The sequence below is a fragment of the Nitratireductor alexandrii genome, from assembly GCF_004000215.1.
Taxonomy (GTDB): Bacteria; Pseudomonadota; Alphaproteobacteria; order Rhizobiales; family Rhizobiaceae; genus Mangrovimarina; species Mangrovimarina alexandrii.
Window position 1 is genome coordinate 320,331 of the sequence record NZ_RBVY01000003.1, and the last position, 25,826, is coordinate 346,156.

26 protein-coding genes are annotated in these 25,826 nt (G+C 65.6%); 15 read left to right on the forward strand and 11 right to left on the reverse strand.

The genetic code is table 11. The features are described 5' to 3' along the window. Window positions 1–60: 60 nt before the first annotated feature. From ppa to EP380_RS08245, 5 genes are all read right to left on the reverse strand, one after another. Window positions 61–588, reverse strand: coding sequence for an inorganic diphosphatase (ppa, locus tag EP380_RS08225; RefSeq protein WP_106570196.1), 528 nt, complete (start codon window positions 586–588; stop codon window positions 61–63). 115 nt (window positions 589–703) lie between these two features. Further along, window positions 704–1,213 carry a GNAT family N-acetyltransferase gene (locus EP380_RS08230; protein WP_106570197.1) on the reverse strand — a complete coding sequence of 170 codons (510 nt, stop codon included), beginning with the start codon at window positions 1,211–1,213 and terminating at the stop codon, window positions 704–706. Window positions 1,214–1,293: 80 nt separating this feature from the next. Beyond that, window positions 1,294–1,935 (reverse strand): TPM domain-containing protein, encoded by a 642-nt coding sequence (locus EP380_RS08235; RefSeq protein WP_127597931.1) that lies wholly within the window; start codon window positions 1,933–1,935, stop codon window positions 1,294–1,296. A gap of 6 nt (window positions 1,936–1,941) precedes the next feature. Beyond that, entirely contained in the window at window positions 1,942–2,736 is a 795-nt protein-coding gene (locus EP380_RS08240) for a TPM domain-containing protein (protein ID WP_127598232.1), read from the reverse strand. 58 nt (window positions 2,737–2,794) lie between these two features. Then, window positions 2,795–3,400 (reverse strand): LemA family protein, encoded by a 606-nt coding sequence (locus EP380_RS08245; RefSeq protein WP_238719806.1) that lies wholly within the window; start codon window positions 3,398–3,400, stop codon window positions 2,795–2,797. A gap of 163 nt (window positions 3,401–3,563) precedes the next feature. Between EP380_RS08245 and EP380_RS08250 the strand changes: the two genes are divergently transcribed. Genes EP380_RS08250 through EP380_RS08265 form a run of 4 tightly spaced genes read left to right on the forward strand, consistent with a single transcriptional unit; the run spans window position 3,564 to window position 6,170 of the window. Further along, window positions 3,564–3,812 (forward strand): hypothetical protein, encoded by a 249-nt coding sequence (locus EP380_RS08250; protein ID WP_127597936.1) that lies wholly within the window; start codon window positions 3,564–3,566, stop codon window positions 3,810–3,812. 2 nt (window positions 3,813–3,814) lie between these two features. Beyond that, a complete protein-coding gene (pdxY, locus tag EP380_RS08255; protein WP_420845850.1) occupies window positions 3,815–4,699 on the forward strand; it encodes a pyridoxal kinase PdxY in 885 nt (294 codons plus the stop codon). Next, complete coding sequence (locus EP380_RS08260) at window positions 4,696–5,475, forward strand: DUF429 domain-containing protein (protein ID WP_164749799.1); 780 nt, start codon at window positions 4,696–4,698, stop codon at window positions 5,473–5,475. The genes pdxY and EP380_RS08260 overlap by 4 nt, the downstream gene beginning before the upstream one ends. A gap of 50 nt (window positions 5,476–5,525) precedes the next feature. Beyond that, the gene (locus tag EP380_RS08265; RefSeq protein ID WP_106570202.1) at window positions 5,526–6,170 is read left to right on the forward strand and encodes a carbonic anhydrase; all 645 of its coding nucleotides are present in this window, start codon (window positions 5,526–5,528) and stop codon (window positions 6,168–6,170) included. 28 nt (window positions 6,171–6,198) lie between these two features. On the opposite strand, the gene EP380_RS08270 is transcribed toward EP380_RS08265, so the two are convergent. Then, a complete protein-coding gene (locus EP380_RS08270; RefSeq protein WP_127597940.1) occupies window positions 6,199–7,455 on the reverse strand; it encodes a multidrug effflux MFS transporter in 1,257 nt (418 codons plus the stop codon). Continuing rightward, on the reverse strand, window positions 7,452–7,919 hold the full coding sequence (locus EP380_RS08275) for a MarR family winged helix-turn-helix transcriptional regulator (protein ID WP_106570511.1): 468 nt from the start codon (window positions 7,917–7,919) through the stop codon (window positions 7,452–7,454). The genes EP380_RS08270 and EP380_RS08275 overlap by 4 nt, the downstream gene beginning before the upstream one ends. A 116-nt stretch (window positions 7,920–8,035) precedes the next feature. Here EP380_RS08275 and EP380_RS08280 point away from each other — a divergent pair, with 116 nt between their 5' ends. Then, complete coding sequence (locus EP380_RS08280) at window positions 8,036–10,093, forward strand: M3 family metallopeptidase (RefSeq protein WP_127597942.1); 2,058 nt, start codon at window positions 8,036–8,038, stop codon at window positions 10,091–10,093. 14 nt (window positions 10,094–10,107) lie between these two features. On the opposite strand, the gene EP380_RS08285 is transcribed toward EP380_RS08280, so the two are convergent. Further along, on the reverse strand, window positions 10,108–10,692 hold the full coding sequence (locus tag EP380_RS08285; RefSeq protein ID WP_127597944.1) for a VOC family protein: 585 nt from the start codon (window positions 10,690–10,692) through the stop codon (window positions 10,108–10,110). A 183-nt stretch (window positions 10,693–10,875) separates the two neighbouring features. Between EP380_RS08285 and EP380_RS08290 the strand changes: the two genes are divergently transcribed. Beyond that, window positions 10,876–11,955 carry a site-2 protease family protein gene (locus tag EP380_RS08290; protein WP_127597946.1) on the forward strand — a complete coding sequence of 360 codons (1,080 nt, stop codon included), beginning with the start codon at window positions 10,876–10,878 and terminating at the stop codon, window positions 11,953–11,955. Window positions 11,956–11,975: 20 nt separating this feature from the next. Here EP380_RS08290 and EP380_RS08295 read toward each other — a convergent pair whose 3' ends face one another. After that, window positions 11,976–12,230 carry a hypothetical protein gene (locus EP380_RS08295; protein WP_106570207.1) on the reverse strand — a complete coding sequence of 85 codons (255 nt, stop codon included), beginning with the start codon at window positions 12,228–12,230 and terminating at the stop codon, window positions 11,976–11,978. Window positions 12,231–12,472: 242 nt separating this feature from the next. Between EP380_RS08295 and typA the strand changes: the two genes are divergently transcribed. Then, window positions 12,473–14,299 (forward strand): translational GTPase TypA, encoded by a 1,827-nt coding sequence (gene typA / locus EP380_RS08300; protein ID WP_106570208.1) that lies wholly within the window; start codon window positions 12,473–12,475, stop codon window positions 14,297–14,299. 6 nt (window positions 14,300–14,305) lie between these two features. On the opposite strand, the gene EP380_RS08305 is transcribed toward typA, so the two are convergent. Continuing rightward, a complete protein-coding gene (locus EP380_RS08305) occupies window positions 14,306–15,187 on the reverse strand; it encodes a LysR family transcriptional regulator (RefSeq protein WP_106570512.1) in 882 nt (293 codons plus the stop codon). Between the two features lie 155 nt (window positions 15,188–15,342). On the opposite strand from EP380_RS08305, the gene EP380_RS08310 reads away from it, so the two are divergent. Further along, window positions 15,343–16,839, forward strand: coding sequence for a CoA-acylating methylmalonate-semialdehyde dehydrogenase (locus EP380_RS08310; RefSeq protein WP_106570209.1), 1,497 nt, complete (start codon window positions 15,343–15,345; stop codon window positions 16,837–16,839). A gap of 205 nt (window positions 16,840–17,044) precedes the next feature. Here EP380_RS08310 and EP380_RS08315 read toward each other — a convergent pair whose 3' ends face one another. Further along, complete coding sequence (locus EP380_RS08315; RefSeq protein ID WP_106570513.1) at window positions 17,045–17,635, reverse strand: GntR family transcriptional regulator; 591 nt, start codon at window positions 17,633–17,635, stop codon at window positions 17,045–17,047. A 166-nt stretch (window positions 17,636–17,801) separates the two neighbouring features. Here EP380_RS08315 and EP380_RS08320 point away from each other — a divergent pair, with 166 nt between their 5' ends. The 7 genes from EP380_RS08320 (at window position 17,802) to EP380_RS08350 (ending at window position 25,803) form a co-directional block, all read left to right on the forward strand. Then, on the forward strand, window positions 17,802–18,695 hold the full coding sequence (locus tag EP380_RS08320) for a dihydrodipicolinate synthase family protein (protein WP_127597950.1): 894 nt from the start codon (window positions 17,802–17,804) through the stop codon (window positions 18,693–18,695). Between the two features lie 8 nt (window positions 18,696–18,703). Continuing rightward, on the forward strand, window positions 18,704–19,960 hold the full coding sequence (locus tag EP380_RS08325) for an NAD(P)/FAD-dependent oxidoreductase (protein ID WP_127597952.1): 1,257 nt from the start codon (window positions 18,704–18,706) through the stop codon (window positions 19,958–19,960). A 14-nt stretch (window positions 19,961–19,974) separates the two neighbouring features. Continuing rightward, window positions 19,975–20,976 carry a 4-hydroxyproline epimerase gene (locus EP380_RS08330; protein ID WP_127597954.1) on the forward strand — a complete coding sequence of 334 codons (1,002 nt, stop codon included), beginning with the start codon at window positions 19,975–19,977 and terminating at the stop codon, window positions 20,974–20,976. Window positions 20,977–21,303: 327 nt separating this feature from the next. Then, window positions 21,304–22,236 (forward strand): ABC transporter permease subunit, encoded by a 933-nt coding sequence (locus tag EP380_RS08335; protein WP_106570213.1) that lies wholly within the window; start codon window positions 21,304–21,306, stop codon window positions 22,234–22,236. Next, the gene (gene livM / locus EP380_RS08340; RefSeq protein WP_127597956.1) at window positions 22,236–23,621 is read left to right on the forward strand and encodes a high-affinity branched-chain amino acid ABC transporter permease LivM; all 1,386 of its coding nucleotides are present in this window, start codon (window positions 22,236–22,238) and stop codon (window positions 23,619–23,621) included. Before EP380_RS08335 ends, livM begins: the two co-directional genes overlap by 1 nt. Then, window positions 23,621–25,072: an ATP-binding cassette domain-containing protein gene (locus EP380_RS08345; RefSeq protein ID WP_127597958.1), complete on the forward strand. Its 1,452-nt coding sequence runs from the start codon at window positions 23,621–23,623 to the stop codon at window positions 25,070–25,072. The genes livM and EP380_RS08345 overlap by 1 nt, the downstream gene beginning before the upstream one ends. Next, on the forward strand, window positions 25,069–25,803 hold the full coding sequence (locus tag EP380_RS08350) for an ABC transporter ATP-binding protein (RefSeq protein WP_106570216.1): 735 nt from the start codon (window positions 25,069–25,071) through the stop codon (window positions 25,801–25,803). Before EP380_RS08345 ends, EP380_RS08350 begins: the two co-directional genes overlap by 4 nt. Window positions 25,804–25,826: the final 23 nt, after the last annotated feature.

A 25,826-nucleotide genomic window follows, 5' to 3' on the forward strand; every position in this document is an offset into this window, starting at 1 on the left:
AGTTAGAGCCGGTCTGCGAATCCGTGAAAAGCAGAACGGCTCTAGACTTTTTGCGAACGGTCAGCCGCGCGCCCGCTCGATCGCTTCCATGATCATCTTCTTGGCGAATGCCGCATCGTGCCAGCCGCCGATCTTGACCCATTTGCCGGGTTCCAGATCCTTGTAGTGCTCGAAGAAATGCTCGACCTGCTTCAGCGTGATGTCCGGCAGGTCGGTATAGTCGGTCACGTCTTCGTAACGGCGCGTCAGGTGCGGCGAAGGCACCGCGATCACCTTTTCGTCGAGGCCGGCATTGTCTTCCATGATCAGGACGCCGATCGGGCGCACATTGATCAGGCAGCCGGGAATGAGCTGGCGCGTGTTGCAAACCAAGACGTCGATCGGGTCGCCGTCGCCCGACAGCGTATGCGGCACGAAGCCGTAATTGCCCGGATAGGTCATCGGCGTGTAGAGGAATCGGTCGACGACGAGCGTGCCGGCCTCCTTGTCGAGCTCGTATTTGATCGGCTGGCCGCCGACGGGGACCTCGATCACGACATTCACGTCGTCGGGTGGGTTGTTTCCAATCGAGATGGCATCGATACGCATAAGGCGGCTCCTTCAAGTCGCCGATGCGCATAAACACTTGTGCACTGCAACACAAGCCGCCCGGTCGACGAAACGGCCATCGACCGGCGTCCGCGACGAAACGCAGCGCCGTCGCCTACTCCCACACGAAAGCGATCTTGCGAATGGCCTTCTGGTCGAACACCTCGACGCCTTCGGCAACGTCGCGACCGCCGGCCCCACGATAAAAGGACATGGCGTTGTGATTTTCTTCGAGCGCCCAAACCACCAGCCCGTCCAGACCGTGATCGGCCAGTTTTTCACGCGCCGCCACAAACAACCGCGAACCGAGGCCGATGCCCTGATATTCAGGCCTCAAATAAAGTTCGTAGATTTCACCCTGCTGCGGCAGTTCCTGCGCCCGGTTGCGCCCCATCGTCGCATAACCGGCGATCGCGCCGCCGCATTCCACCACCAGCACGCAGGCCGAGCGGCGAATCGCGCTTTGCCACCAGCGGCAATCGCGCCGATTGATCATCTTGGCCAGGGCGCGATGGGGAATGATGCCCGCATAGGCGCCCTGCCAGGCGTCCATATGCACGGCGGCAATCGCCAGGGCATCGTTTTCCTGGGCACGGCGGATGTCGATGGTAAGCGCGGTCTTCATGATTTGTTAACCTTAACGCCACCGCCGGGTCTCCGGCAAGGTGTCGCTGAACTTGTCCGCAGCACGATCGGGCTGGACGATCAGAGTTCGACCAGATGGTCGTCGAGCTCGTTGGGGTTGTCGGCACCCTTCGGGAAATGGTGCGCCAGGAGATCGGCGGCCTGCTCGACGGCGTCCACGAACCCGTCTGCGATGCGCGCCTCGGCCGCGCATGCGGTCAGCTGCGCGACGGCGTCGTCCCAGTTTTTCTGCGCGACCTTGTTGGCGATGCCGGCATCGGCGACGATCTCGCCATAACGTTCGGCGAGCGACAGAAACACCAGCACGCCCGTGCGTCCTTCCGTGCGATGGACGTTGTGGGCCAGGAACTGCTTGACGGCATTGTCGTGCGCGCGCCGGTAGCGCAGCCCGCGCGGCACCAGGTGCAGGCGCAGTGCCGGGAACAGCCAGATCACCGCCAGCGCGGCCGTAAACGCCGTCGCCTGCGACAACGCCAAGGCCGCCAGGCCGATATCGATCCAAAGCCGTTCCAGCGCCACGGCGGCGAGCACGCCGGTGATCAGGATACCGGTCGCCAACATGAAGGCCGCGGGGAAGAAATAGTCGTCGCTGCGGCGCGCGAGCACGCAGAAGATTTCGCCCGAGGTGCGCGCCTCCGCCGCGGCGATCGCCTGGTGGACGCGCTGGCGTTCGATTGGCGAGAGAACCGGCTTTTCCATCATCGTCTCCTACCAGCTCCCCGAGGCGCCGCCGCCGCCGGACGAGCCGCCACCGCCGGAAAATCCGCCGCTGCTTCCCGACGACCAGCCCGAACCGGACGAGCCGCTGCCGGAGCGTCCGGAGGAACCGTAGGTGATGTCCATGCCCAGCCAGCGATAGCGCCCCGGGCCGATTTTCTTGCCGAACAGCCGTGCAAACAGCGCGAATCCGAAGGCGCCGAAGAACAGAACGAACCACACCAGGACGAAAAGATGCTCGAAACCCAGCCCCGAGCCCGAAGGCTGGTTACGCTCCGCTCGCGCCTCCAACTCCGCCCCATTGCCCTCCAGTACCAGGACAATGTCGTCGACGGCCCGGCTGATGCCGCCGGAAAAATCGCCGGCCCGGAACGCCGGTACCATGGTGTTTTCGATGATCAGCTTGGCGTGCAGGTCGGTCAGCGTGCCTTCCAGCCCGTAGCCGACCTCGATGCGCATGCGCCGGTCGGCCTTGGCGACCAGCAACAGGATGCCGTTGTCCTCGCCCGCCTGCCCCAGTCCCCAGGCGCGGAACAGTCGGTTGGCGAACGGTTCGATCGCCTCGCCATCGAGACTGTCGATGGTCGCGACCACGATCTGGTCCGACAATTTTTGCTCGAAATCGGCAAGCCGGGCCACGAGCGCGGCTTCGGTTTCGGCATCGAGCAGGCCGGCATTGTCGACGACGCGGCCGGTAAGCGCCGGCAGTTCGGCCGCCCCGGCCGCCGGCGACAGGCAAAGCGCGGCCAGGTTCCAGAAAGCCAGGGCGACTGCAAGGCGCACCATCGGCGCGACTGGACCCGATACATGCCGCAGGACGTTCACAGCCTCCTCCCCGGCACGGTCAGTCGGCTTGCCCGGCTCCGAAATCGACCTTCGGCACGTCGATCTTGTCTTCGGCCACTAAGAAATTCTCGTAGGGTTCGTTGCCGGTGAACCACAGCCAGGCCCAGATCATCGAGGGCAGGGTCTTCAGCGCGGTGTTGTAGACGCGTACGGCCTCGATATAGTCGCGCCGCGCCACCGCGATCCGGTTTTCCGTGCCCTCGAGCTGCGCCTGGAGGGCGAGGAAATTCTGGCTGGCTTTCAGGTCGGGATAGTTTTCCACCACGGCCAGCAGCCGCGACAGCGCGCCGGTCAGGGCGGACTGGCCTTCCTGGAAGGCCTTGAATGCCTCGGGGTCGGTGAGCGCGTCCGCCGACACGCTGACCTGGGTCGCCTTGGCGCGCGCCTCCACCACCGCTTCCAGCACCTCGCGCTCGTGCGCGGCATAGGCCTTCACCGTCTCGACCAGATTGGGGATCAGGTCGGCGCGGCGCTGATACTGGTTCAAAACCTCGCTCCAGGCCGCCTTGGCCCGCTCCTCGGCCGTCGGTATGGTGTTGAAGCCGCAAGCTGACAGAAACGGCGCCAGCAACAAAATGAGCGCGAGAACGCGCGCGCGGCGCATTCCGCTGGCCGGTTCGAGATCAAAAGCCGCCATGAACCCTCTCCACTGCCGATCGCGCCTAAACTAGCCACCCGCCGCCGACTTGCAAGCGGGACGATACCGCACGTCCCCCCTGTGATGCGCCAGCCAAATCCGCTAGCATTCCGGTCCGGAGACAAACATCATGGCAGAGCCCAACAATCACGGCGATCGCGAAGCGCAGCGGATCCTGAATCGCGTCCAGCAAGAATCGGACCCGTCCGGCTCGCTTGCCGCGCGCGCGACCAAGAAAATGCGCGATCACGTCGCCGCCGGGGACGCCGACCAGAGCGACTGGGTCGAACTGTGGGGCACGCGAATTGGCCGCGTTCTGGGGCTGGGTTTGCTGGTCATCTTACTGGTATCGCTGGCGCGGCTTTTTATCGGCGCATGACCGTGTCGCCTGCCGATCCGTCCGCCAAACCGGCCGTCATCGTCATTTCCAGCCATGTCGCCCGCGGCTCGGTCGGCAATCGCGCCGCTGTGTTTGCGCTGGAAAGCCTAGGTTACCCGGTCTGGGCGGTACCGACGGTGATTTTGCCGTGGCATCCGGGCCACGGGCCGGCCACCCGTATCGTACCGGACGACGAGGCCTTTACGGCGTTGCTGCGCGACCTTGCCGGCTCGCCCTGGCTCGGTGAGGTGGGCGCGGTGCTGTCTGGCTATCTCGCAAGCCCGGCCCAGACACGGGCCGTGGCCGCCCTGGTCGAGACCGCCAGGCAACGCAATCCGGGCCTGCTTTATGTCTGCGATCCGGTGATGGGCGATTTCGGCGGCCTTTATGTCGCCGAGGCGCTGGCCGGCGCCATTCGCGACCGGCTGATCCCGCTTGCCGACATCGCCACACCCAACCGTTACGAACTGGAATGGATGGCGCGAAGGCCCTTCAACGATATCGCAGCGGTGGTGGACGCGGCGCGCGCACTCGGCCCCGCGACTGTGCTCGTGACTTCGGCGCAGGCGCGCGAAGCGGGCGCGACGGCCAATCTTCTGGTGCGCGAGGGCGCGACCCTGCTTGCCGAACACGGTCTGATCGACAACCCGCCCAACGGGCTCGGCGACCTGACGGCGGCGGTGTTTCTGGCCCGCGTGCTTGCCGGCGCGAGCGCGGCTGACGCGCTCGAAAGCACCACGGCGTCGGTCTACGCGATCCTGGCCGGCACGGCCGCGCGCGGCGGCGACGAGCTCGAGATCGAAACCGACGCCCACCATCTCGTCGATCCGGCAGTGTCGGTGCGCATACAGGCCGTCGGCGCGGGCGAACGCGGCGGCACGCGGTGAGCCTAGTCCTGCCGGCCGGGCGCACGGTCGCCGGCGTGGACGGCTGCAAGGCGGGCTGGATTGCAATCGTCCAGTCCGGGCGGCAGCGACCGGCCGTCGCCGTGTTTTCCCGTTTCGCGGCGCTGGCCCAGAGCCTGCCCGGCGACGCGGTGATCGCCGTGGACATGCCGATCGGCCTGCCGGAGCGCGTTGGTCGGGCTGGGCGCGGGCCGGAAAAGCTGGTGCGTGCCGAGCTCGGCGAGCGGCAATCGGCAGTGTTTTCGATCCCCGCCCGCGCCGCCGTCTATGCCGAAACCGAGCCCTTCACCACGCTTGAGGCCTGGTATGCCGCCCATCGCCGCGCCAGCGCGGTGGCACGCGCGACCTCCGATCCGCCGCGCGCCGTCTCCATCCAGGCTTTTGCCCTGTTCGCCAAGATCCGCGAGCTGGACATGCTGCTGCGCAGCGATCCCGGCCTTGCCGAACGGGTGATCGAATCCCACCCCGAGGCCGCGTTCTGGCGGCTCGCCGGAGGCTCGCCGATGCGCTTGCCGAAAAAGATCAAGGGTCGCGTGAACCCGGCAGGCATGGCCGAGCGCCGAGCCCTTCTCGCCCGCCACGGCCTGCCGGTCGCGATCCTGGAGGCCGCGCCACCGGCGGGAGCAGGCGCGGACGATCTGCTCGACGCCGCCGCGGTGCTGATCGTTGCGGCGCGTTTCGCGCGCGGCGAGGCGGTGCCGTTTCCCGATCCGCCGGCCCGCGACCGCTACGGGCTGCCGATCGCCATCTGGACCTGAACGTCGCTTTACAATTGACCCGGACCAAAGACTGTGGCTATCGAACATCCATGAACGATTTGCCCGATCGCCTTCTCGCCGGATACCGGCAATTCATGGGCGGCCGCTACGCCGCCGAAACCGCACGCTATCGCGATCTTGCCGCCAAGGGCCAGTCGCCGGAGACGATGGTGATTGCGTGTTGCGATTCGCGCGCCGCGCCCGAGACCATTTTCGATTCCGGCCCGGGCGAGCTTTTCGTCGTGCGCAACGTCGCCAATCTGGTCCCGCCCTACGAGCCCGACGACCGCCATCACTCGACCTCGGCGGCGCTGGAATTCGCGGTCCAGAGCCTCAAGGTCAAGCACATCGTCGTGCTCGGCCACGGCCGCTGCGGCGGTATCCGCGCCGCCCTCGACCCGTCCGCCGAACCCTTGTCCCCGGGCGATTTCATCGGCCGCTGGATGGGGCTGGTCGCGCCGGCAGCCGAAGCCGTGAGCGGCAACAGCCTGATGACCGCGGGCGAACGCCAGACCGCGCTCGAGCGCATCTCGATCCGCTATTCGATCGCCAATCTGCGCTCGTTTCCCTGCGTCAAGATTCTCGAGGACAAGGGACGGCTTTCCCTGCACGGCGCCTGGTTCGACATCGGCTCGGGGGAACTGTGGGTGATGAACCGCAAAACCGGCGATTTCTTCAGGCCCGATAGCGAGTGAGCTGCCGGGCCGGACCGCGCCCGCGGTCTCAGCTTACCGGACCGCCATGGCGCGGCGGCGTCGCCGTCATCGGCGGCGGCTCCGGCAGCAGGCGCCAGATCGCCCAACTCGCAATCGCGATCAGGCCGAGCGCCGGCACCACGATCGCCAGCGCCGTCACCGGTTCGCCGATCAACGCGGCCACCAGCCCGCCGACCAGCCCGGTCCCCATCTGCAGGAAACCGGTCATCGACGAGGCCGAACCGGCAATGCGCGGAAAGGGCGCCATGGCGGCGACCGACATGGCGGGCATGACGAAGGCGATGCCGAACGCGTAAAGACTGACCGGCGCCATCACGATCAGAAAGGTCGGCTCCCACACGCGCAGAAAGACCGCCATCGCCAGGCTTCCGGCGGCGACGAAGGCCAGACCGATCGGCACGAGCCGCGCCGGTGCCAATATGCGCAACGTCCACCGCGCGACGAGCGATCCCGCAAAGAACAGGCCCGACTGCATCAGCATGCCGACGCCGAACTGCGCCGGCGTCAGCCCGACGCGGTCCATCAGGATGAAGGGAAGCACGGTGGCCTGGGCGTAAATGGCGCCCATCGTGCCTGCGATCACCAGACTCGACAGCATGAAATATCCGTTGCCAAGCAAGGTCGCGTAGGCGCGGATCAGCGCGGCCGGCCGGATGCGCGACAGGTCCCGCGTCACGGTCTCGCGCAGGCACAGGATCGTCACGAAAACGACCACGACGCTCATCAACGCCATCAGCACGAAGACCGAATGCCAACCGGCAAGCTCGATCGCGATTCCGCCGAGCGTCGGCGAGATCGCCGGTCCGAGCGCGAGGATAATGCCGATCAGATTGGTGATCCGCACCGCGCGTTCGTCGTTGAACAGGTCCCGCACGACCGCGCGCGCGATGGCGATCCCGACGGCGGCCCCGATCCCCTGCAGCAACCGCGCCACGATCAGCACCTCGATCGTCGGCGCGAACATGGCCAGGACGCTGGCGGCGAAAAAGATGCCCATGAAGCCGATGGTCACAGGCTTGCGGCCAAACCCGTCCGACAGCGGCCCACAGACGAGCTGCGCCAGGGCGAAGCCGGCGAAATAGAGCGAAAGCGTGAGTTTTACCGCCGCTTCGGTGGTGTCGTAGATCCGCACCAATTCTGGCATTGCCGGGGTGAACAATGCCAGCGAGATCGGCCCCACCGCCGCCAGCAGCGCGCCGATCACGCCCACACGCCGTTCCGACATGCGCGCGGCTGCGGCCGGACCGGGCGCGACGACGTTCATGCCGGCCTGTCGCCAGCCTGGCTGCGCATGGCGGCCAGATCGGCGCGGATCTGCTTCAATTCCTCGAGGAGTTGGCCCCAGCGGGCCTGCGGCATGCCGCGCGACAAGTCGGCGCGCAATTGTTCGCTGATGCGCCGGACATGATCGAGAACCGCGTCGGCGGCCGGTGTCAGGTCCACCAGCTTGGCGCGACGATCCGCCGGGTCGGGTTTTCGGCTGACGAGCCCACGCGCCTCCAGCCGGTCGAGATAGGTCGACAGGGTCATGGCTTCGAGCCCCATCCGTTCGGCAAGCACGTTCTGGCGCACGCAGCCGATGCGCGCGATATTGGCGAGCGTGCGCCCTTCGGCCGGCGTGACCGACAGGCCGGCCTGCGCGATGCGGCGCTCCATTTCCGCGCGCATCAACCGCGAAAGGTCGCCGATGATGAACCCGAACGTATCGGGGTCCAGATGACGTGGCAACTTACTAAGCATCCCTTATAGTAAGGTATACTTATGATTTCGCTTGTTGCGAGTCAAGCCGTTGCAAGCCGGCCTTGGCGGGCCTAAATCCAGACGGCCCAACAATCGGAAATACCATGCCCGACACAAACGCCGCCTTCGCGCTCGAGACCCATCCGTTGGTCGATTGGACCGCACCGTGCGGCCTGCCGGATTTCGCCCGCATCCGCGACGAGGACTTCGCCGAGGCCTTCGATGCCGCGCTCCTGGCCCATCGCCGCGAGATCGACGCGATCGCCGCCAATCCGGAGTCCGCGACGATCGACAACACGCTGGCCGCGCTCGAACTCGCCGGCCAGCCCTTGTCGCGCATCGCCGCCATCTTCTGGTGCAAGGCCGGCGCCCATACCAACGACGTGCTCCAGGCGCTCGAACGTGAAATCGCGCCCGCCATGGCGCGTCATTTCTCGGCCATTGCGATGAACGCGGCGCTGTTTGCCCGTATCGACGATCTGTATCGACGCCGCGACGCACTCGGCCTCGATCCCGAAACGGCCCACGTGCTGGAAAAGACCTGGAAGGGGTTTGTTCGTTCCGGCGCACGACTCGGCGAGGCCGACAAGGCGCGCCTTGCCGAAATCAACGAGGAACTGGCCGGGCTCGGGGCGCAATTCGGCCAGAACGTGCTCGCCGATGAAAGCGACTGGGCGCTGTTTCTCGACGAGGCCGATCTCGACGGCCTGCCCGAGCCGCTGCGCGCGGCGATGGCCGAAGCAGCCGACGGGCGCGGCCGGAAGGGGTGTTTCGCCGTGACGCTGTCGCGGTCGATCATCGAACCGTTTCTCGCCCATGCCGAACGTCGCGACCTGCGCGAAGCGGCGTTCAAGGCCTTCGTCGGCCGTGGCGACAATCGCGGCAAGACCGACAACGCGCCGATCGTGGCGCGCACGCTCGCCCTGCGCGCCGAAAAGGCCCGGCTTCTCGGTTATGCCTCCTACGCGGCGCTGAAGCTCGACGACACGATGGCGAAAACGCCCGAAGCGGTGTTCGGCCTGCTCGATCCGGTCTGGCGGGAAGCCAAGCGCAAGGCGGCGGAGGACCAGGCCGAACTACAGCGGCTCGCCGCCGCCGAGGGTCTGAACGCGCCGATCGCCGCCTGGGATTGGCGCTACTTTCAGGAAAAGCTGCGCCAGGAGAAGTTCGCCTTCGACGACGGCGCGCTCAAACCCTTTTTCCGGCTGGAAAACGTCATCGCCGCCTGTTTCGATGTCGCCGGGCGCCTGTTCGGCCTGATCTTCGAGGAGAAGAAGGAACTTGCCACCTGGCATCAGGACGTGCGCGTGTTCGAGGTGAAAAACGCCGACGGCGCGCACCGCGCCATGTTCTTAGCCGACTATTTCAACCGCCCGTCGAAGCGGTCGGGCGCGTGGATGAGCCGGCTGCAGGCGGCCTGGTCGCTCGGCGAGGGCGCGACGCCGATCGTCTTCAACGTGATGAATTTCGCCAAGCCGCCGGCCGGGAAACCAGCGCTGCTGTCGCTCGACGAGGCCCGCACGCTGTTTCATGAATTTGGCCATGCGCTGCATGGCATGCTGAGCGAGGTGACCTGGCCGTCCGTCTCCGGCACTTCGGTCGCGCGCGATTTCGTCGAGCTGCCCTCGCAGCTATACGAACACTGGCTGACCGTGCCGCAAATTCTGGAAAAACACGCCCGCCACTACGAGACCGGCGCGCCGATGCCGGCCGAGCTGGCCGCGCGCATGGAGGCGGCGCGTAATTTCGACGCCGGCTTCGCCACTGTCGAGTTTGCCGCCTCCGCGCTTGTCGACATGGCCTTTCATGCCCGTTCGGAAGCGCCTGAGGATCCGCTTCGTTTCGAAGCCGAAACGCTTTCCGGCCTCGGCATGCCGGACGCGATCGCCATGCGCCACCGCACACCGCATTTCCTGCACGTGTTTTCCGGGGACGGCTATTCGGCCGGTTATTATTCCTACATGTGGTCGGAAGTGCTCGACGCCGACGCGTTCAGCGCCTTCGAGGAGAGCGGCGACCCGTTCGACCCGGCGCTGGCGGAGAAACTGCGCCGCCACATCTACGCCGCCGGCGGCACGGCCGACCCGGAAGCGCTTTATCAAGCCTTCCGCGGCCAGATGCCTTCGCCTGACGCGATGATGAAAAAGCGCGGCCTCGCCTGATTGTCTACCGCCCGCTACGCGTAGGGGTCCTTGGGCGCGCGATCGTCCGACAGCGAGGGCCGGGCGCGCGCCACCAGCGCCTCGATCGCGTCGGCAAGATGCACGGCGGCGATGTTGTAGTCGCCGCGCGCGACCCGGATTTCATGCGCGGCCATCAGCACGTCGGCATGGCAGAAACCCTGCGGCGGCTCGAAGCGATAGCAGGCCAGTTCGATCAACAGGCCGAGTGGGTCCTTGAAATAGATCGAGTCCATGAAGCCGCGATCCTTGACCCCGCTATGGTCGATCTTGCGTTCGTCGAGCCGATCCACCGCTTGCAGAAAGGTGGCGCGCGACACCGAAAAGGCGATGTGGTGCACGCAGCCGGGCTCGGTCGGCGTGCGCGCGGGGTCGGGTTTGCGGCTCTCGTCGGTGAAGATGGTGATCAGCCGGCCGTCGCCCGGATCGAAATAGAGATGGCTCTCGCTCGCCCTGTCGAGATTCGGCTGCTCGAAAACGAACGGCATGCCGAGCACGCCCTCCCAAAAGTCGATCGAGGTTTGCCGGTCCGCACCCACCAGCGTGATGTGGTGCACGCCCTGCGACTGGAGTCTCTGCATCCGCGCCTCCCTTTCCGGTCATCGCCCTGCGGCGTTCTTGCGGGCACAGACGCTGCCCCACGCCGCTTCTCGCCGCGTCCCTAACACAGCCGGCGAACCGTGCCGGACTGTCGCACAGGATATAAAAACCGGTCTATATTGAGCACGCGCCCCGTCAGGCCACAACCACCGCAGGAGCACCCCATGCAATGGTCCTTCCCGATCGGCCGGCTGGCCGGCAGCGAGATTCGAATCCACCTCACCTTCTTCCTGCTGCTTTTGTGGATCGGGATTGCGCATTTCCAGCACGGAGGCTCGGCCGCCGCCGTGGAGGGCATCGCCTTCGTGATCGCGATCTTCGCCTGCGTGGTTCTGCACGAGCTCGGCCACGCGGTCGCGGCGCGGCGCTACGGCATCGCGACGCCGCGCATCACCCTGTTGCCGATCGGCGGCGTTGCCGAACTGGAGCGGATGCCGGAAAAGCCGTCTGAAGAGATCGTCGTGGCGCTCGCCGGACCGCTGGTCAACGTTGTGATCGCGGCAGTCCTGTTCCTCATACTCGGCGCCCAGGTCGATACCAGCACGCTGACGGCGATGGAAGACCCCGCCGGCGGCTTCGTGGCGAGACTGGCGGCGGTCAATGTCGTGCTTGTGCTGTTCAACCTGATTCCCGCCTTCCCGATGGATGGCGGCCGGGTGTTGCGGGCCTTGCTGGCCACGCGCTATCCGCGTGTGCGCGCCACCCAGATCGCGGGCACGGTCGGCCAGTTCGCGGCCTTCGCCTTCGGTTTTCTCGGGCTTGTCGGGGGCAATCCGCTTTTGATCTTCGTCGCGATCTTCGTCTATCTCGCCGCGACTGCGGAAACCCAGGTCGTTGGATTGCAGGACGCCGCGCGCTCGGTCGCGATCCGCGACGCCATGATCACCTCATACGAGGCACTCGGTCCGACCTCGACCCTATCGCATGCCGCAGATCTGCTGTTGCGCACCACCCAGCACGAATTCCCGGTCGTGGACGGCGGCGGCAGGCTGCGCGGCGTGCTCACCCGCGCCGGGCTGGTCGAGGGCATGCGCGAAAACGGCGCCGACGCCCCGGCGGTCGAGGCGATGGTGCACGACATCCCCTCCGTCCGCGAGCAGGACGGGCTCGACGATGCCCTCGCGGCCCTGCAGAAAAGCGGGGCGCCGGCGGTGGCGATCGTCGACGGCGACGATCGTTTCCTCGGCTATGTCACGATGGAGAATATCGGCGAACTGATGATGCTGCGCGCCGCGACGGCGTAGACGGAGGTCGACGACATCGCTCAGTCGGGAAAACACGCTTTCGGAATGTCGGGCCACACCGCCTCGTCGCAACCCAATGCCGCGCGGCGACGCTTAAACTCGTCGGAAATCGGCCCGGTGACGACCGGATCGACCCAGGCGACCGACGCCTCCATCTCCTCCGGCAGAACGCCTTGCCGGTCCGGCGCGCTCACGCCGTCCCGCTCGTGCGGGGCCGGCGGACTGGCTACAAGCATGCCCGGAACGCCGAGCGCGACGGCCAGCGCCGTCATCATGGCCACGGTCCACCGCCTTCCGGCGCGAGTTTGCACGGCTGGTTGGTCATTCATGCAGGCATGACGCGCGAAATTCGTAAATGTTCCGTAAATTTCTCCGCCTGCCCGCCACGACCGGCATTTGGCCGCCGGGCGGAAGCCGATGCGGGAAGCCCCTTTCGCAGATGCGAAAAAGCCTGTAAGAGCGCCGCACTGAAACGGGCGCGGCAAAAGGAAGCGCCCCCGAAGCTTCCGAGAGACACATGAACCTCCGCAATATCGCGATCATCGCGCACGTCGACCATGGCAAGACCACGCTGGTCGACGCGTTGTTGAAACAGTCCGGCGCCGTGCGCGAACATCAACGCGTCAGCGAACGCGTGATGGACTCCAACGATCTGGAGAAGGAGCGCGGCATCACCATTCTCGCCAAGGCGACGTCGGTGGAGTGGAAGGACACGCGCATCAACATCGTCGACACACCCGGCCACGCCGATTTTGGCGGCGAGGTGGAGCGCATCCTGTCGATGGTCGACGGCGCCATCGTGCTCGTCGATGCGGCCGAGGGGCCGATGCCGCAGACCAAATTCGTGGTCGGCAAGGCGCTGAAGGTCGGGCTGCGCCCAATCGTGGCCGTCAACAAGATCGACCGGCCGGATGCGCGCGCCGACGAGGTCATCAACGAGGTATTCGATCTGTTCGCCGCGCTGGACGCCACCGACGAGCAGCTCGATTTTCCAATTCTCTACGGCTCCGGCCGCGACGGCTGGATGGCCGAACAGCCCGAAGGTCCCAAACAGGACGGGCTGGCACCGTTGTTCGATCTGGTGCTGAACCACGTGCCCGCGCCGACAGTCGCCGAGGGCCCGTTCCGCATGATCGGCACGATCCTGGAAGCCAACCCGTTTCTCGGCCGCATCATCACCGGGCGCATCGAGGCCGGGTCGCTGAAGCCGAATCAGGCCGTCAAGGTTCTGCATCACGACGGCTCGCTGCTGGAAACCGGCCGCGTGTCGAAAATTCTCGCCTTTCGCGGCCTCGAGCGCCAGCCGATCGAGGCCGCGCAGGCCGGCGACATCGTCGCCATTGCCGGATTGTCGAAGGGCACCGTCGCCGACACGTTCTGCGATCCGGCCTTGGCCGAGCCGATGCCGGCCCAGCCGATCGATCCGCCGACCGTGACCATGTCCTTCATCGTCAACGATTCCCCGCTCGCCGGCACCGAGGGCGACAAGGTCACGAGCCGCGTCATCCGCGACCGGCTCTTGCGCGAGGCCGAGGGCAATGTCGCGCTGAAGATCGAGGAATCGAACGACAAGGACTCCTTCTACGTCTCCGGTCGCGGCGAATTGCAGCTCGCCGTTCTGATCGAGACCATGCGCCGCGAGGGTTTCGAGCTTGCCGTCTCGCGCCCGCGCGTGGTCATGCAAAAGGACGAGACCGGCCAATTGCTCGAGCCGGTCGAGGAGGTCGTGATCGACGTCGACGAGGAGCATTCCGGCGTCGTCGTGCAGAAGATGTCGGAGCGCAAGGCCGAGATGATAGAACTCAAGCCGTCGGGCGGCGCCCGCCAGCGGCTGGTTTTCCACGCGCCCACACGCGGCCTGATCGGCTATCAGTCGGAACTGCTGACCGACACGCGGGGGACCGCGGTGATGAACCGGCTGTTTTACGAATACCAGCCCTACAAGGGCGAATTGCCCGGCCGCACCAACGGCGTCCTGATCGCCAACGAACCGGGTGAGGCCGTCGCTTATGCGCTGTGGAACCTCGAGGATCGCGGCCCGATGGTCATCGATCCGGGCGTCAAGGTCTATCAGGGCATGATCATCGGCATCCATTCCCGCGACAACGACCTCGAGGTCAACGTCCTCAAGGGCAAGAAACTCACCAATGTGCGCGCCGCCGGCAAGGACGACGCCGTCAAGCTGACGCCGCCGGTGCGCATGACGCTTGAGCGCGCGCTGGCCTGGATCGAGGACGACGAGCTGGTCGAGGTGACGCCGAAATCGATCCGGTTGAGAAAGCTCTATCTCGATCCGCACGAGCGCAAACGCTTCGAAAAGCAGAAGGCGGCCGGAGCGGCCTGACCATCGTCAGACGAACAGCGCCCGCGCCTTTTCGACCTCCGCGCCGATAAAGGCCGACACCGTCTGCACCCGTTTCAGCGGCCGGACGGTCTCGTGGTAGACCAGCCAGTAGGCGCGGCGGATCGGCGGGACTGCCGGCACAGGAACCAGCTCGGCGTGGCTGCGGGCGATGAAGGTGTGCAAAATGCCGATGCCGGCTCCGGCGCGCACCGCCTCCGCCTGGCCGAGCGCCGAGGAGATCTGGAACCGCGCCTGCCAGCCCGGCGAGAACTCGGCCGCATAGTCGAGGCTCGGACTGATGGCGAGATCCGCGACATAACCGACCAGCCGGTGCGCGGCCAGTTGCTGCGGGGTCTGCGGCAAGCCGTATTGCGCGGCATAGGCGCGCGAGGCGTAAAGACCGAGCGTGTAGTCGACCAGCTTGGCCGCGACCAGCCGTCCCTCGCTGGGGCGTTCGACGGTGATGGCGATATCGGCCTCGCGCCTGGACAGCGAAAACGAGCGCGGCACCGGCACCAGCTGGACCGACAGATCCGGGTGTCGCGCCGTCAGCGTGCCGAGTCGCGGCGCCAGAAAGGCGACACCGAAACCGTCCGGCGCGCCGATCCGGACCGTGCCGGCGATCTCGTCGCCTTCGCCGGCGATCTCGGCCCGCGCCGCGATCATGTCCGCCTCGATGCGCTCGGCGACGGCAAGAAACCGCTCGCCGGCTTCCGTCATGTCGCTGCCGGAGGTGGTGCGACGAAAAAGGCGCGCCTTCAGGCTGGCCTCGAGCGCGGCGATGCGCCTGGAGACCGTGGCATGGTTGAGCCCGAGCCGGCGTGCGGCGCCCAGGATCTGCCCCGCGCGCGCAACCGCCAGGAATATCCGAACATCGTCCCAGTTCACCGCCTTGCCCGCACAGCCGCTTCGTTTGCAAAGAATAATGAACCGATCATGTCCGTTCGTCAAATTTTGCACAACGGGTGCGTCGGCGCTCGCGTTGCTTTCCGCGTGGGGAAGCGGGACAATGTTGCCGACATCCGATCCAAGGGAGCGAAACGATGCAGGAACTCGGACATTTTATCGGTGGTGAGCACGTCGCCGCAACGGGCGGCCGCAGCCAGGATGTGATGCAGCCCATGGACGGCTCGGTGCGCGGCAAGGTCGCGCTCGGCTCCAAGGACGATCTGCGCAAGGCGGTCGAAAACGCCAAGGCGGCGCAGCCGGCCTGGGCCGCGACCAACCCGCAGCGGCGCGTGCGCGTGCTGATGAAGTTCCTCGACCTGGTCCAGCAGGAAATGGAGTCTTTGGCCGAACTGCTCGCCCGCGAGCATGGCAAGACGATTCCCGACGCCAAGGGCGACATCCAGCGCGGCCTCGAGGTCGTCGAAGTTTCCATCGGCGCGCCGCACATGATGAAGGGCGAGTTCACCGACGGCGCCGGCCCCGGCATCGATGTCTATTCCATGCGCCAGCCGCTCGGCGTCGTCGCCGGCATCACGCCCTTCAACTTTCCCGCCATGATCCCGTTGTGGAAGATCGGCCCGGCGATCGCGGCCGGCAACGCCTTCATCCTCAAGCCGTCCGAGCGCGATCCGGGCGTGCCGATGCGCCTCGCCGAACTGTTCATCGAGGCCGGTCTGCCGAAGGGCATCCTGAACGTCGTCAACGGCGACAAGGAGGTGGTCGACGCCATCCTCGACGATCCGGACATCAAGGCCGTCGGTTTCGTCGGCTCGACGCCGATCGCGCAGTATATTTACGGCCGCGCCACCGCCAACGGCAAGCGCGCCCAGTGCTTCGGCGGCGCCAAGAACCACATGATCATCATGCCCGACGCCGACATGGACCAGACCGTCGACGCGCTGATCGGCGCCGGTTACGGATCGGCCGGCGAACGCTGCATGGCGGTCTCGGTCGCCGTGCCGGTCGGCAAGGAGACCGCCGACCGCCTGGTCGAACGGCTGATTCCGCGCGTGGAGGGGCTCAAGGTCGGCCCGTCGACCGACGTCTCGGCCGATTTCGGCCCGCTGGTCACCAAGCAGGCGCTGGAGCGCGTCAAGGGTTACGTCGATCTCGGCATCGAGGAAGGCGCCAAGCTGGTCGTCGACGGCCGCGGCTTCACCATGCAGGGTTACGAGGACGGCTATTACATGGGCGGCTGCCTGTTCGACCACGTCACCTCCGACATGCGCATCTACAAGGAGGAGATCTTTGGGCCCGTCCTGTCGGTGGTTCGCGCCAACACCTATGAAGAAGCGTTGAAGCTGCCCAACGAGCATGAATACGGCAACGGCGTCGCCATCTTCACCCGCGACGGCGACGCCGCGCGCGATTTCGCCGCCCGCGTCGAGGTCGGCATGGTCGGCGTCAACGTGCCGATCCCGGTGCCGATCGCCTACTATACGTTCGGCGGCTGGAAGGGTTCTGCCTTCGGCGACCTGAACCAGCACGGCCCGGACGCGTTCCGCTTCTACACCAAGACCAAGACCGTCACCTCGCGCTGGCCGTCCGGCGTCAAGGACGGCGCGGAATTCGTCATCCCGACCATGAACTGATCGTCGCGGACCGCTTCGATCGGCAAGCTGCGGCGCCAGCGCCGCAGCGTCGCCCCACCGACAAGCCCCGTCGATTTCCGGCGGGGTTTTGTCATTTGGCTGGCGCGCTGAAGTTCCCGACTGCTGGCAGCCGGTTCGCCGTTCGCACACGCGTTAAAACAAGAAGCTGGAGCCGGTCTGCGAATCCGTGAAAAGCAGAACGGCCCTAACGGCGCGCCGCCGCGTCGGCGTGGGCGTACAAAAGATCCATCAGTCGCCCGGCCTCGGCCGCAGCGGCCGCCTCGTCGCGGTCGAGAATGGCACGGATCAGGGCGACATGGTGCTCTGCCGCCTCGGTCAGACCGGTATCGCTTTTGTAGCGAAACCAGAAGCGGCGGCTATGCGTCTGCAACGGCGCCGCCAGACGCGAGGCGAACGGGTTTTCGGCCGCCAGCGCCATCGCCTCGTCGAGCGCCTTGTCCGCCTCGAGAAAGAAGATCACGTTGCCGGAGATCACCGCCCGCTGCATCGCCATGGCGGCATCGCGGAACTGGCTGCTGGCGGCGTTGGCAACGTTGCGCGCCGCCTCGCGGGCAAGCACGATCTCGACGCCGCGACGCGCGTCGATCACCTTGCGCCAATCGCCGGCGTGAAGCGCGGCAATGGCGATCCCCGCCCGGGGCCGAATTTCGAGAAGACCTTCCCAGGCGAGCCGCTGGATCGCCTCGCGCACCGGTGTGCGTCCGAGCCCGACCTGGTCGATCAGTCCAGCCTCGGTCGTGACGCTGGACGGCGCCAGTTCCAGCGTCACGATCATCCGTTCGAGCGCGTGATAGGCGCGCGCCGTCGCCGGCTCGGCTGGTTTTGTTTCCGTCACATGGGCTCTCCTTGATATATCGTTGATATATCATAAGGCGTCGCCGCTTGACAAACGCCGCTGTAGTCAGATATATCATAGATATATCAGAATGGGAGCCGGAACGATGTGGGCAGGCGTCTACCCTGCGGTCACGACCAAATTCACCGAGGACGACCGCCTCGACCATGCAGAGATGGAGCGCTGCTTCGGGCTGCAGATGGACGCCGGCTGCGACGGGCTGATCGTTGCCGGATCGTTGGGCGAAGGGCCGATGCTGTCGACGGCCGAAAAGCTCGAAGTGCTGGCGACCGCGCGCGCGGCCGCCGCCGGCAAACCCGTCCTGCTGACCATCAACGAGCCCGGCACCCGCGAGGCCTGCGCTACGGCCAGGGCCGCGGCCAAGGCCGGCGCCGACGGCCTGATGGTTGTGCCGAGCCCGATCTACCACACCGACCCGCGCGAGACCGCCGACGCGCTCAAGGCGGTCGCGGCCGCCGGCGATCTGCCGGTGATGATCTATTCCAACCGGGTCGCCTATCGCGTCGACGTCACCGTGCCGGTCATGCAGGAACTGGCGGACGATGAGCGTTTCGTCGCCGTCAAGGAATCCTCCGACGACATCCGCCGTTCGACCGAGATCATCAACGCCTTTGGCACACGGTTCGACCTGTTCACCGGCGTCGACAATCTTGTCTTCGAGGCGCTCGCCGTCGGCGCCGTCGGATGGGTCGCCGGCATCGTCGTCGCCTTCCCGCGCGAGTCGGTGGCGATCTATCGGCTGATGAAGCAGGGCCGCCGCGACGAGGCGCTGGCGATCTATCGCTGGCTGCGTCCGCTGGCCGATCTCGATGTCTCGACCTATCTGGTCCAAAACCTCAAACTGGCCGAGGCGCTGGCGATCGGGTCCAACGACCGCGTGCGCATGCCGCGCCAGCCGCTCGCCGGCACCCGCCGCGACGAGGTCGAAAAGATCGTCCGCGACGCGATTGCCGTCCGGCCCGATATCCCGGCCTTCTGACCGTCCCGATGGCCGCTCCGTCGCAAAGCCCGGTCGATGTCGCCATTATCGGCGGCGGCATTATCGGCATCTGCGCGGCCGCGGCACTGGCCGCTGCCGGCCGCAAGCCGCTGGTCATCGACCGTACCGGCATCTGCGAGGAAACCAGCGCCGGCAATGCCGGCGCGCTCGCCTTTTCCGACGTTTTGCCGCTCGCCCAGAAAGGCATGCTGCGCAACCTGCCCAAATGGCTTACCGATCCGCTCAGCCCGCTTTCGGTTCCCCCCGCCTACGCGCCGCGGCTGTTGCCGTGGTTTTTGCGCTTTCTGGCCGCCGCGCGCCCCGCACGCTACGGCAATGCGCTCGCCGCGCAGGCGGCGATGATGGACCTCGCCGAAATCGAATGGGCCGCGCTCATGGCGCGTACGGGTACCGAACCGATGCTGCGCGAGGACGGCTCGCTCGAGCTTTACCAGAACGACGCCGAATTTCAGGCCTCGCTCGACGGCTGGCGCGCGCGCGAGCGCTTCAACATCGCATTCCGTCACCTCGACCGCGCCGGCATCGAGGCGCTGCAGCCTGGCCTGGCGCCGCAGTTTTCGCGGGCCACCTTCGTGCCGGGCTGGAAGACGGTGTCCGACCCGCAGCATCTCGGCAAGGCGATCTGGCGCAGGGCCGAAACCGATGGCGCCGCCTGGATGCACGGCGAGGTGGTGGTGGTGACCCCGGCCGAAAAACGCGTCGCGATCCAGTTGCGCGAGGGGCGCACCATCCTCGCGCGCAGCCTGGTCGTCGCCGCCGGCGCCTGGTCGCACCGCTTCACCCGCGCCTTCGGCGATGCCGTGCCGCTCGAAACAGAACGCGGCTACAACACCACCTTGCCGGCCGACGCGTTCGATCTCAGGCGTCAGCTCATCTTCTCTGCGCACGGATTTGTCGTCACCCCGCTTGAAACCGGCATTCGTGTCGGCGGCGCCGTCGAGCTCGGTGGACTGAAGCGTCCGCCAGACTACCGTCGCGCCAGGGCGATGCTCGAAAAGGCCAGGCGCTTCATGCCCGCGCTTCAAACCGGCAATGGACGCGAATGGATGGGCTACCGGCCTTCATTGCCCGATTCGCTGCCGGTGATCGGCCGCGCGCGCACTGCCGAAAACGTCTATTATGCCTTCGGCCACGGCCATCTCGGCCTCACCCAGGCCGCGGCGACCGGGCGCCTGATCCGCGATCTGGTTTCGGGCGAGGCCCCGCCGATCGATCTTGCCCCTTTCAGCCCGCAGCGATTTTGAACGAAAGCCCGACCATGGCCCGCCATTCCTTCCACTGCATCGACGGACATACATGCGGCAATCCGGTGCGGCTTGTGGCTGGCGGCGGACCGCTTCTCGACGGTGCCACGATGATGGAAAGGCGGGCGCATTTCCTGGCGGAATTCGACTGGATCCGAACCGGACTGATGTTCGAACCGCGCGGCCACGACATGATGTCGGGCTCGATCCTCTACCCGCCGACGCGCGCGGATTGCGATATCGGCATTCTTTTCATCGAGACCTCGGGCTGCCTGCCGATGTGCGGCCACGGCACCATCGGCACGGTCACCTTCGCGCTCGAAAACGGGCTGGTGCGCCCAAAGACACCGGGCATGCTGCGCCTCGACACGCCGGCGGGACGCGTTGTCGCCACCTATGAGGAAAAGGACGGGCGGGTGGAGGAAGTGCGCATCACCAACGTCGCCTCATATCTGCATGCGCGCGATCTCGCCGTCGACTGCCCGGAGTTGGGACCGCTGACCGTCGACGTCGCCTATGGCGGCAATTTCTACGCCATCGTCGAGCCGCAGCGAAACTATCGCGACATGGCCGATTTCTCCGCCAACCAGCTGATCGCCTGGAGCCCCGTTCTGCGCGAGCGTCTCAACCGGGCATACCGCTTCGAACACCCGCAAGACCCCTCGATCAGCGGCCTGTCTCATATTTTGTGGACCGGTGCGCCGACAGTCGACGGCGCCCATGCCCGCAACGCCGTCTTTTACGGCGACAAGGCCATCGACCGGTCGCCCTGCGGAACCGGAACCTCGGCGCGCATGGCGCAACTCGCCGCCCGGGGCAGGCTGCGGCCCGGCGACGATTTCTTGCATCAATCGATCATCGGCTCGCTGTTTCGCGGGCGGGTCGAGGAAGAAACCACGCTGGCCGATCGCCCCGCCATCATTCCCTCGGTCGGCGGCTGGGCGCTTATGACCGGCTACAACACCATCTTTATCGATGATCGCGACCCGTTCGCGCATGGATTCGTCGTGCGCTGACAGGCCCGTGCCAGACATATCAGCCGAAACGAACGGTCGGCTGAAAATACAAGGAATATGCGATTATTCACGCTTGAATGCAAAATTCGAGCAAAAATACCCGCAAAACGGGAAGACAAGGCAAGGACATTGCGTTGGCCCAGTGCTAGCTTCCGCGCTGGTCCAGGCACTCGAAGCCCCCACAGACAAAGAAGGGGGGCGGGGTCTTGGATGCGGCTGCCACGCACAATTTTGTCGTTGCAATCCCGTTTTGAAGGACTACGACTAGGGGAAATACAATAAGGGGTGCGCCGGCCTTGGCGACATTCCGCGGGGGGAGCCGCAGGCATGCTCGAATATTTCGTTCAGCAGCTCATTAACGGGCTGACTCTTGGATCGATCTACGGCCTGATCGCGATTGGCTATACGATGGTCTATGGGATCATCGGCATGATCAATTTCGCCCATGGCGACATCTTCATGGTCGGGTCGTTCATCGCCCTGGCGACGTTTTTGATCCTGACATCGGTGTTCGGCTTCGTCTTCCTACCGGTGGTCCTATTGATCGTGCTGATCATCGCCATGCTGTTCACCTCGGCCTGGGGCTGGACGGTCGAGCGGTTCGCCTACCGGCCGCTGCGCGGTTCGTTCCGGCTCGCTCCGCTGATCACCGCCATCGGCATGTCGATCGTGCTGCAGAACTTCGTCCAGGTCACGCAGGGCGCGCGCGTCAAGCCGCTGCCGCCGCAGATCCAGGGCGGCGTCACGCTGATGGAAGGGTCGACCGAAAACGGCACCATCCTCGTCCAGCTTTCCTACATGCAGATGATCATCATCTTCACGACCCTGGTCCTGATGGCCGGCTTCACGCTCTTGATCTCGCGCACCTCGCTGGGGCGCGCCCAGCGGGCTTGCGAGCAGGACCGCAAGATGGCGGCGCTGCTTGGCGTCAATGTCGACCGCACCATATCGCTGACCTTCGTCATGGGCGCCGCGCTGGCCGCCGTCGCCGGTCTGATGTTCTTGCTGCTCTACGGTGTGATCGACTTCTATATCGGCTTTCTGGCCGGGGTTAAGGCCTTCACCGCCGCCGTGCTCGGCGGCATCGGCTCACTGCCCGGCGCGATGCTCGGCGGCCTGGCGATCGGCCTGATCGAGGTTTTCTGGTCCGCCTATTTCACGGTCGAATACAAGGACGTCGCCGCGTTCTCGATCCTTGCCATCGTGCTGATCTTCCTGCCTTCGGGCCTGCTCGGCAAGCCGGAAGTGGAGAAGGTCTGATGGCCACCCGTTCCGTGCCGCTTTCGTCCGCCAGGGACGACGACCGCCTCGCCAATTCGCTGCGCGACGCTGCGATCGCAGCCCTCATGGTCTTCGCGCTCGGCTTCTTCTTTCTCGGCGTGCGCACCGACATCGCGCCCGGCGGGCTGGCGCTGACCTTTCGCTGGGGCCTGCTGTTTTCGGCCGTGGCGATCGTGTTTGCCGGCCGCCTACTGCTCAACCTGTTCGTGTTCAAGACATCGACGCCCGTCACTTCCCGCCTTGCCGATACGTTCTCGGGAGCCGGAAGCAGCTTTGCCGGCCTCGGCAAATGGCTCGCCCGGGCGCTTTTGATATTCGCGATCGTGCTGCCCTTCTTCTTCACCTATTTCTTCCCCAGCAAGGACCGGCAATATATCGATCTCGCCATCCTGATCATGACCTACATCATGCTCGGCTGGGGCCTGAACATCGTCGTCGGCCTCGCCGGGCTGCTGGATCTGGGTTATGTCGCCTTTTATGCGGTGGGCGCCTATTCCTTCGCCCTGCTCGCCCAGAATTTCGGCTTCGGCTTCTGGATGGCCTTGCCGCTGGCTGGCCTTCTGGCCGCCTTCTGGGGCGTGATCCTGGGCTTTCCGGTGCTGCGTCTGCGCGGCGACTATCTCGCCATCGTCACGCTCGCCTTCGGCGAGATCATCCGCGTCGTGCTGCTCAACTGGTACGAATTCACCAACGGCCCGGACGGCATTTCCGGCATCCCGCGGCCGACCCTGTTCGGCCTCGAATTCTCGCGCGGCGAAGGCGGGTTCGCCGATTTCTTCGGCATTCCCTACGACAGCATCCACCGTTTCATCTATCTCTATTACATCATCTTCGTGCTGGCGATCATCACCAACCTGGTCACCATCCGGCTGCGCAAACTGCCGGTCGGTCGGGCCTGGGAGGCTCTGCGCGAGGACGAGATCGCCTGCCGTTCGCTCGGCATCAACACCACCAACACCAAGCTCACCGCCTTTTCGATCGGGGCCATGTTCGGCGGCTTCGCCGGTTCCTTCTTCGCCACGCGTCAGGGTTTCATATCGCCGGAAAGCTTCACCTTCCTGGAATCGGCGATCATCCTCGCCATCGTCGTTCTCGGCGGCCTCGGATCGCAGATCGGCGTCGTCATCGCCTCCGTCGTCATGATCGGCGGCATCGAGATGCTGCGTAATCTGGGCTTCCTGCAGCATGTCTTCGGCGACGGGTTCGACCCGACCCAATACCGCATGCTGATCTTCGGCCTTGCCATGGTGCTGATCATGGTTTGGCGGCCGCGCGGCCTCATCACCACCCGCGAGCCGACGGCGGTGCTGAAGGAAAAGAAGCGCATCGGCGCCGACATGGTCGCACAGGGTGAAGGTCACTGATGGGGTCCGTGGTGCAAAACGAAATCGAAAGCGCCGCCCCGGCGCGCTGGGACCAGACCCCGATTCTGTCGGTCGAGCATCTGACCATGCGCTTCGGCGGCCTGGTCGCGGTCAATGATCTGTCCTTCAATGTCGGCCGCGGCGACATCACCGCGCTGATCGGCCCCAACGGCGCCGGCAAGACCACCGTGTTCAATTGCGTCACCGGTTTCTACAAACCCACCGAGGGCCGCACCGCGATGCGGCACGGCGCCGGATTGCAGGCCGGCGCCATCGAGGAGGTCACCCGTTCCGACCTGCGCTACAAGGAATCGTCGCAAGGCAGCGTCTATCTGCTCGAGCGCATGCCCGATTTCGAGATCTCGCAGCGCGCCAAGGTCGCCCGCACCTTCCAGAACATCCGCCTTTTCGGTGGCATGACCGCGCTGGAAAACCTGCTGGTGGCCCAGCACAATCCGCTGATGATCGCCTCGCTGTTCACCATTGGCGGCATTTTCGGGGTCCCCGGTTACAAGAAGGCGGAAAAACAGGCGATCGAAAAAGCCAAATACTGGCTGGAGCAGGTGCGCCTGACCGACCGTGCCGACGACCCGGCCGCCGACCTGCCCTACGGCGCCCAGCGCCGGCTGGAGATCGCCCGCGCCATGTGCACCGACCCGCTGCTGTTGTGCCTGGACGAACCCGCCGCCGGCCTCAATCCGCGCGAATCCCACGAACTCAACGAGCTTCTGCAATTCATCCGTGAGACGCACGGGACCTCGATCCTGCTGATCGAGCACGATATGGGCGTGGTGATGGAGATTTCCGATCATGTCATCGTTCTCGACTACGGCGTGAAAATCTCCGACGGCGACGCACTGCATGTCAAAAGCGATCCGCGCGTCATCGCCGCCTATCTCGGCGTCGACGACGAGGCCGAGATCGACGTGCCGGAAATCAAGCACGATCTGGAAGAGGTGGTCGAGGAAGCCGAGGAACTGGCCGCGGCCGACAGGCCCAAGGCAAAGCCGAAAAAGACACGGCCGGCCGCCAAGGCGAGCGCCGACAAGCCGGTCGCCAAAAAGGCGGAGGCGCCGGCGGCCAGCGAGATCAAGATCAAGAACGCCGCCGATTTTCCCGGCCGCCAGCCGCACGGCACCAAGAAACCCGGCCCGGCCGGCCCGGATAGCCTCACCCGCATCAAGGGCATCGGACCGGCCAACGAAAAGAAACTCAACACCCTCGGCATCTGGCGGTTCGACCAGATCGCGGCTTGGAAGGCTCCGGAGGTCGACTGGGTCGGCGCCTGGCTCGCCTTTCCCGGCCGGATTCAGCGCGAGCAATGGGTGAAACAGGCCAAGACGCTGGCCAAGGGTCGCGAGACCGCCTTTTCCAAACGCGTCGACAAAGGCGAGGTCCCGACCAGCAAGACACGAAAACCCCGCTCGGGCGGCAAGGGAGGCAAGCCATGAGCGAGGCCGGGCAACCCCTTTTGCGCATTCGCAATGTCGAGACCTATTACGGAAAGATCATCGCCTTGCGCGGTGTCGACGTCGATGTGTTTCCCGGCGAGATCGTCACCCTGATCGGCGCCAATGGCGCCGGCAAGTCGACGCTGATGATGACGATCTGCGGCAGCCCGCAGGCGCGCACCGGCGAGATCGTCTATGACGGCAACGACATCACCCAGGCTCCGACCCACGAGATCATGCGCCGCGGCATTGCCCAGTCGCCCGAGGGCCGGCGCATCTTCCCGCGCATGACGGTGATGGAAAACCTGCAAATGGGCGCGCTGCTCGTCGACGACGAGCATTTCGACGGCGATCTGGAGCGGATCTTCACCCTGTTCCCGCGCCTTAAGGAACGCGCCTCGCAGCGTGGCGGCACCTTGTCGGGCGGCGAGCAGCAGATGCTGGCGATCGCCCGCGCGCTGATGGGCCGGCCGAAGCTGCTCTTGCTGGACGAGCCCTCGCTTGGACTTGCACCGCTGATCGTCAAGCAGATCTTCGAGGTGATCGGCGAACTCAACAAGCGCGACGGTCTCACCGTCTTCCTGGTCGAACAGAACGCCTTTCATGCGCTCAAGCTGGCGCATCGCGGCTATGTCATGGTCAACGGCAAGATCACCATGAGCGGATCGGGCGCGGACCTGCTCAAGCGCGAGGAGGTTCGCGCAGCCTATCTCGAAGGCGGACGACACTGATGTGCCGACACCGGAGCCCGTCT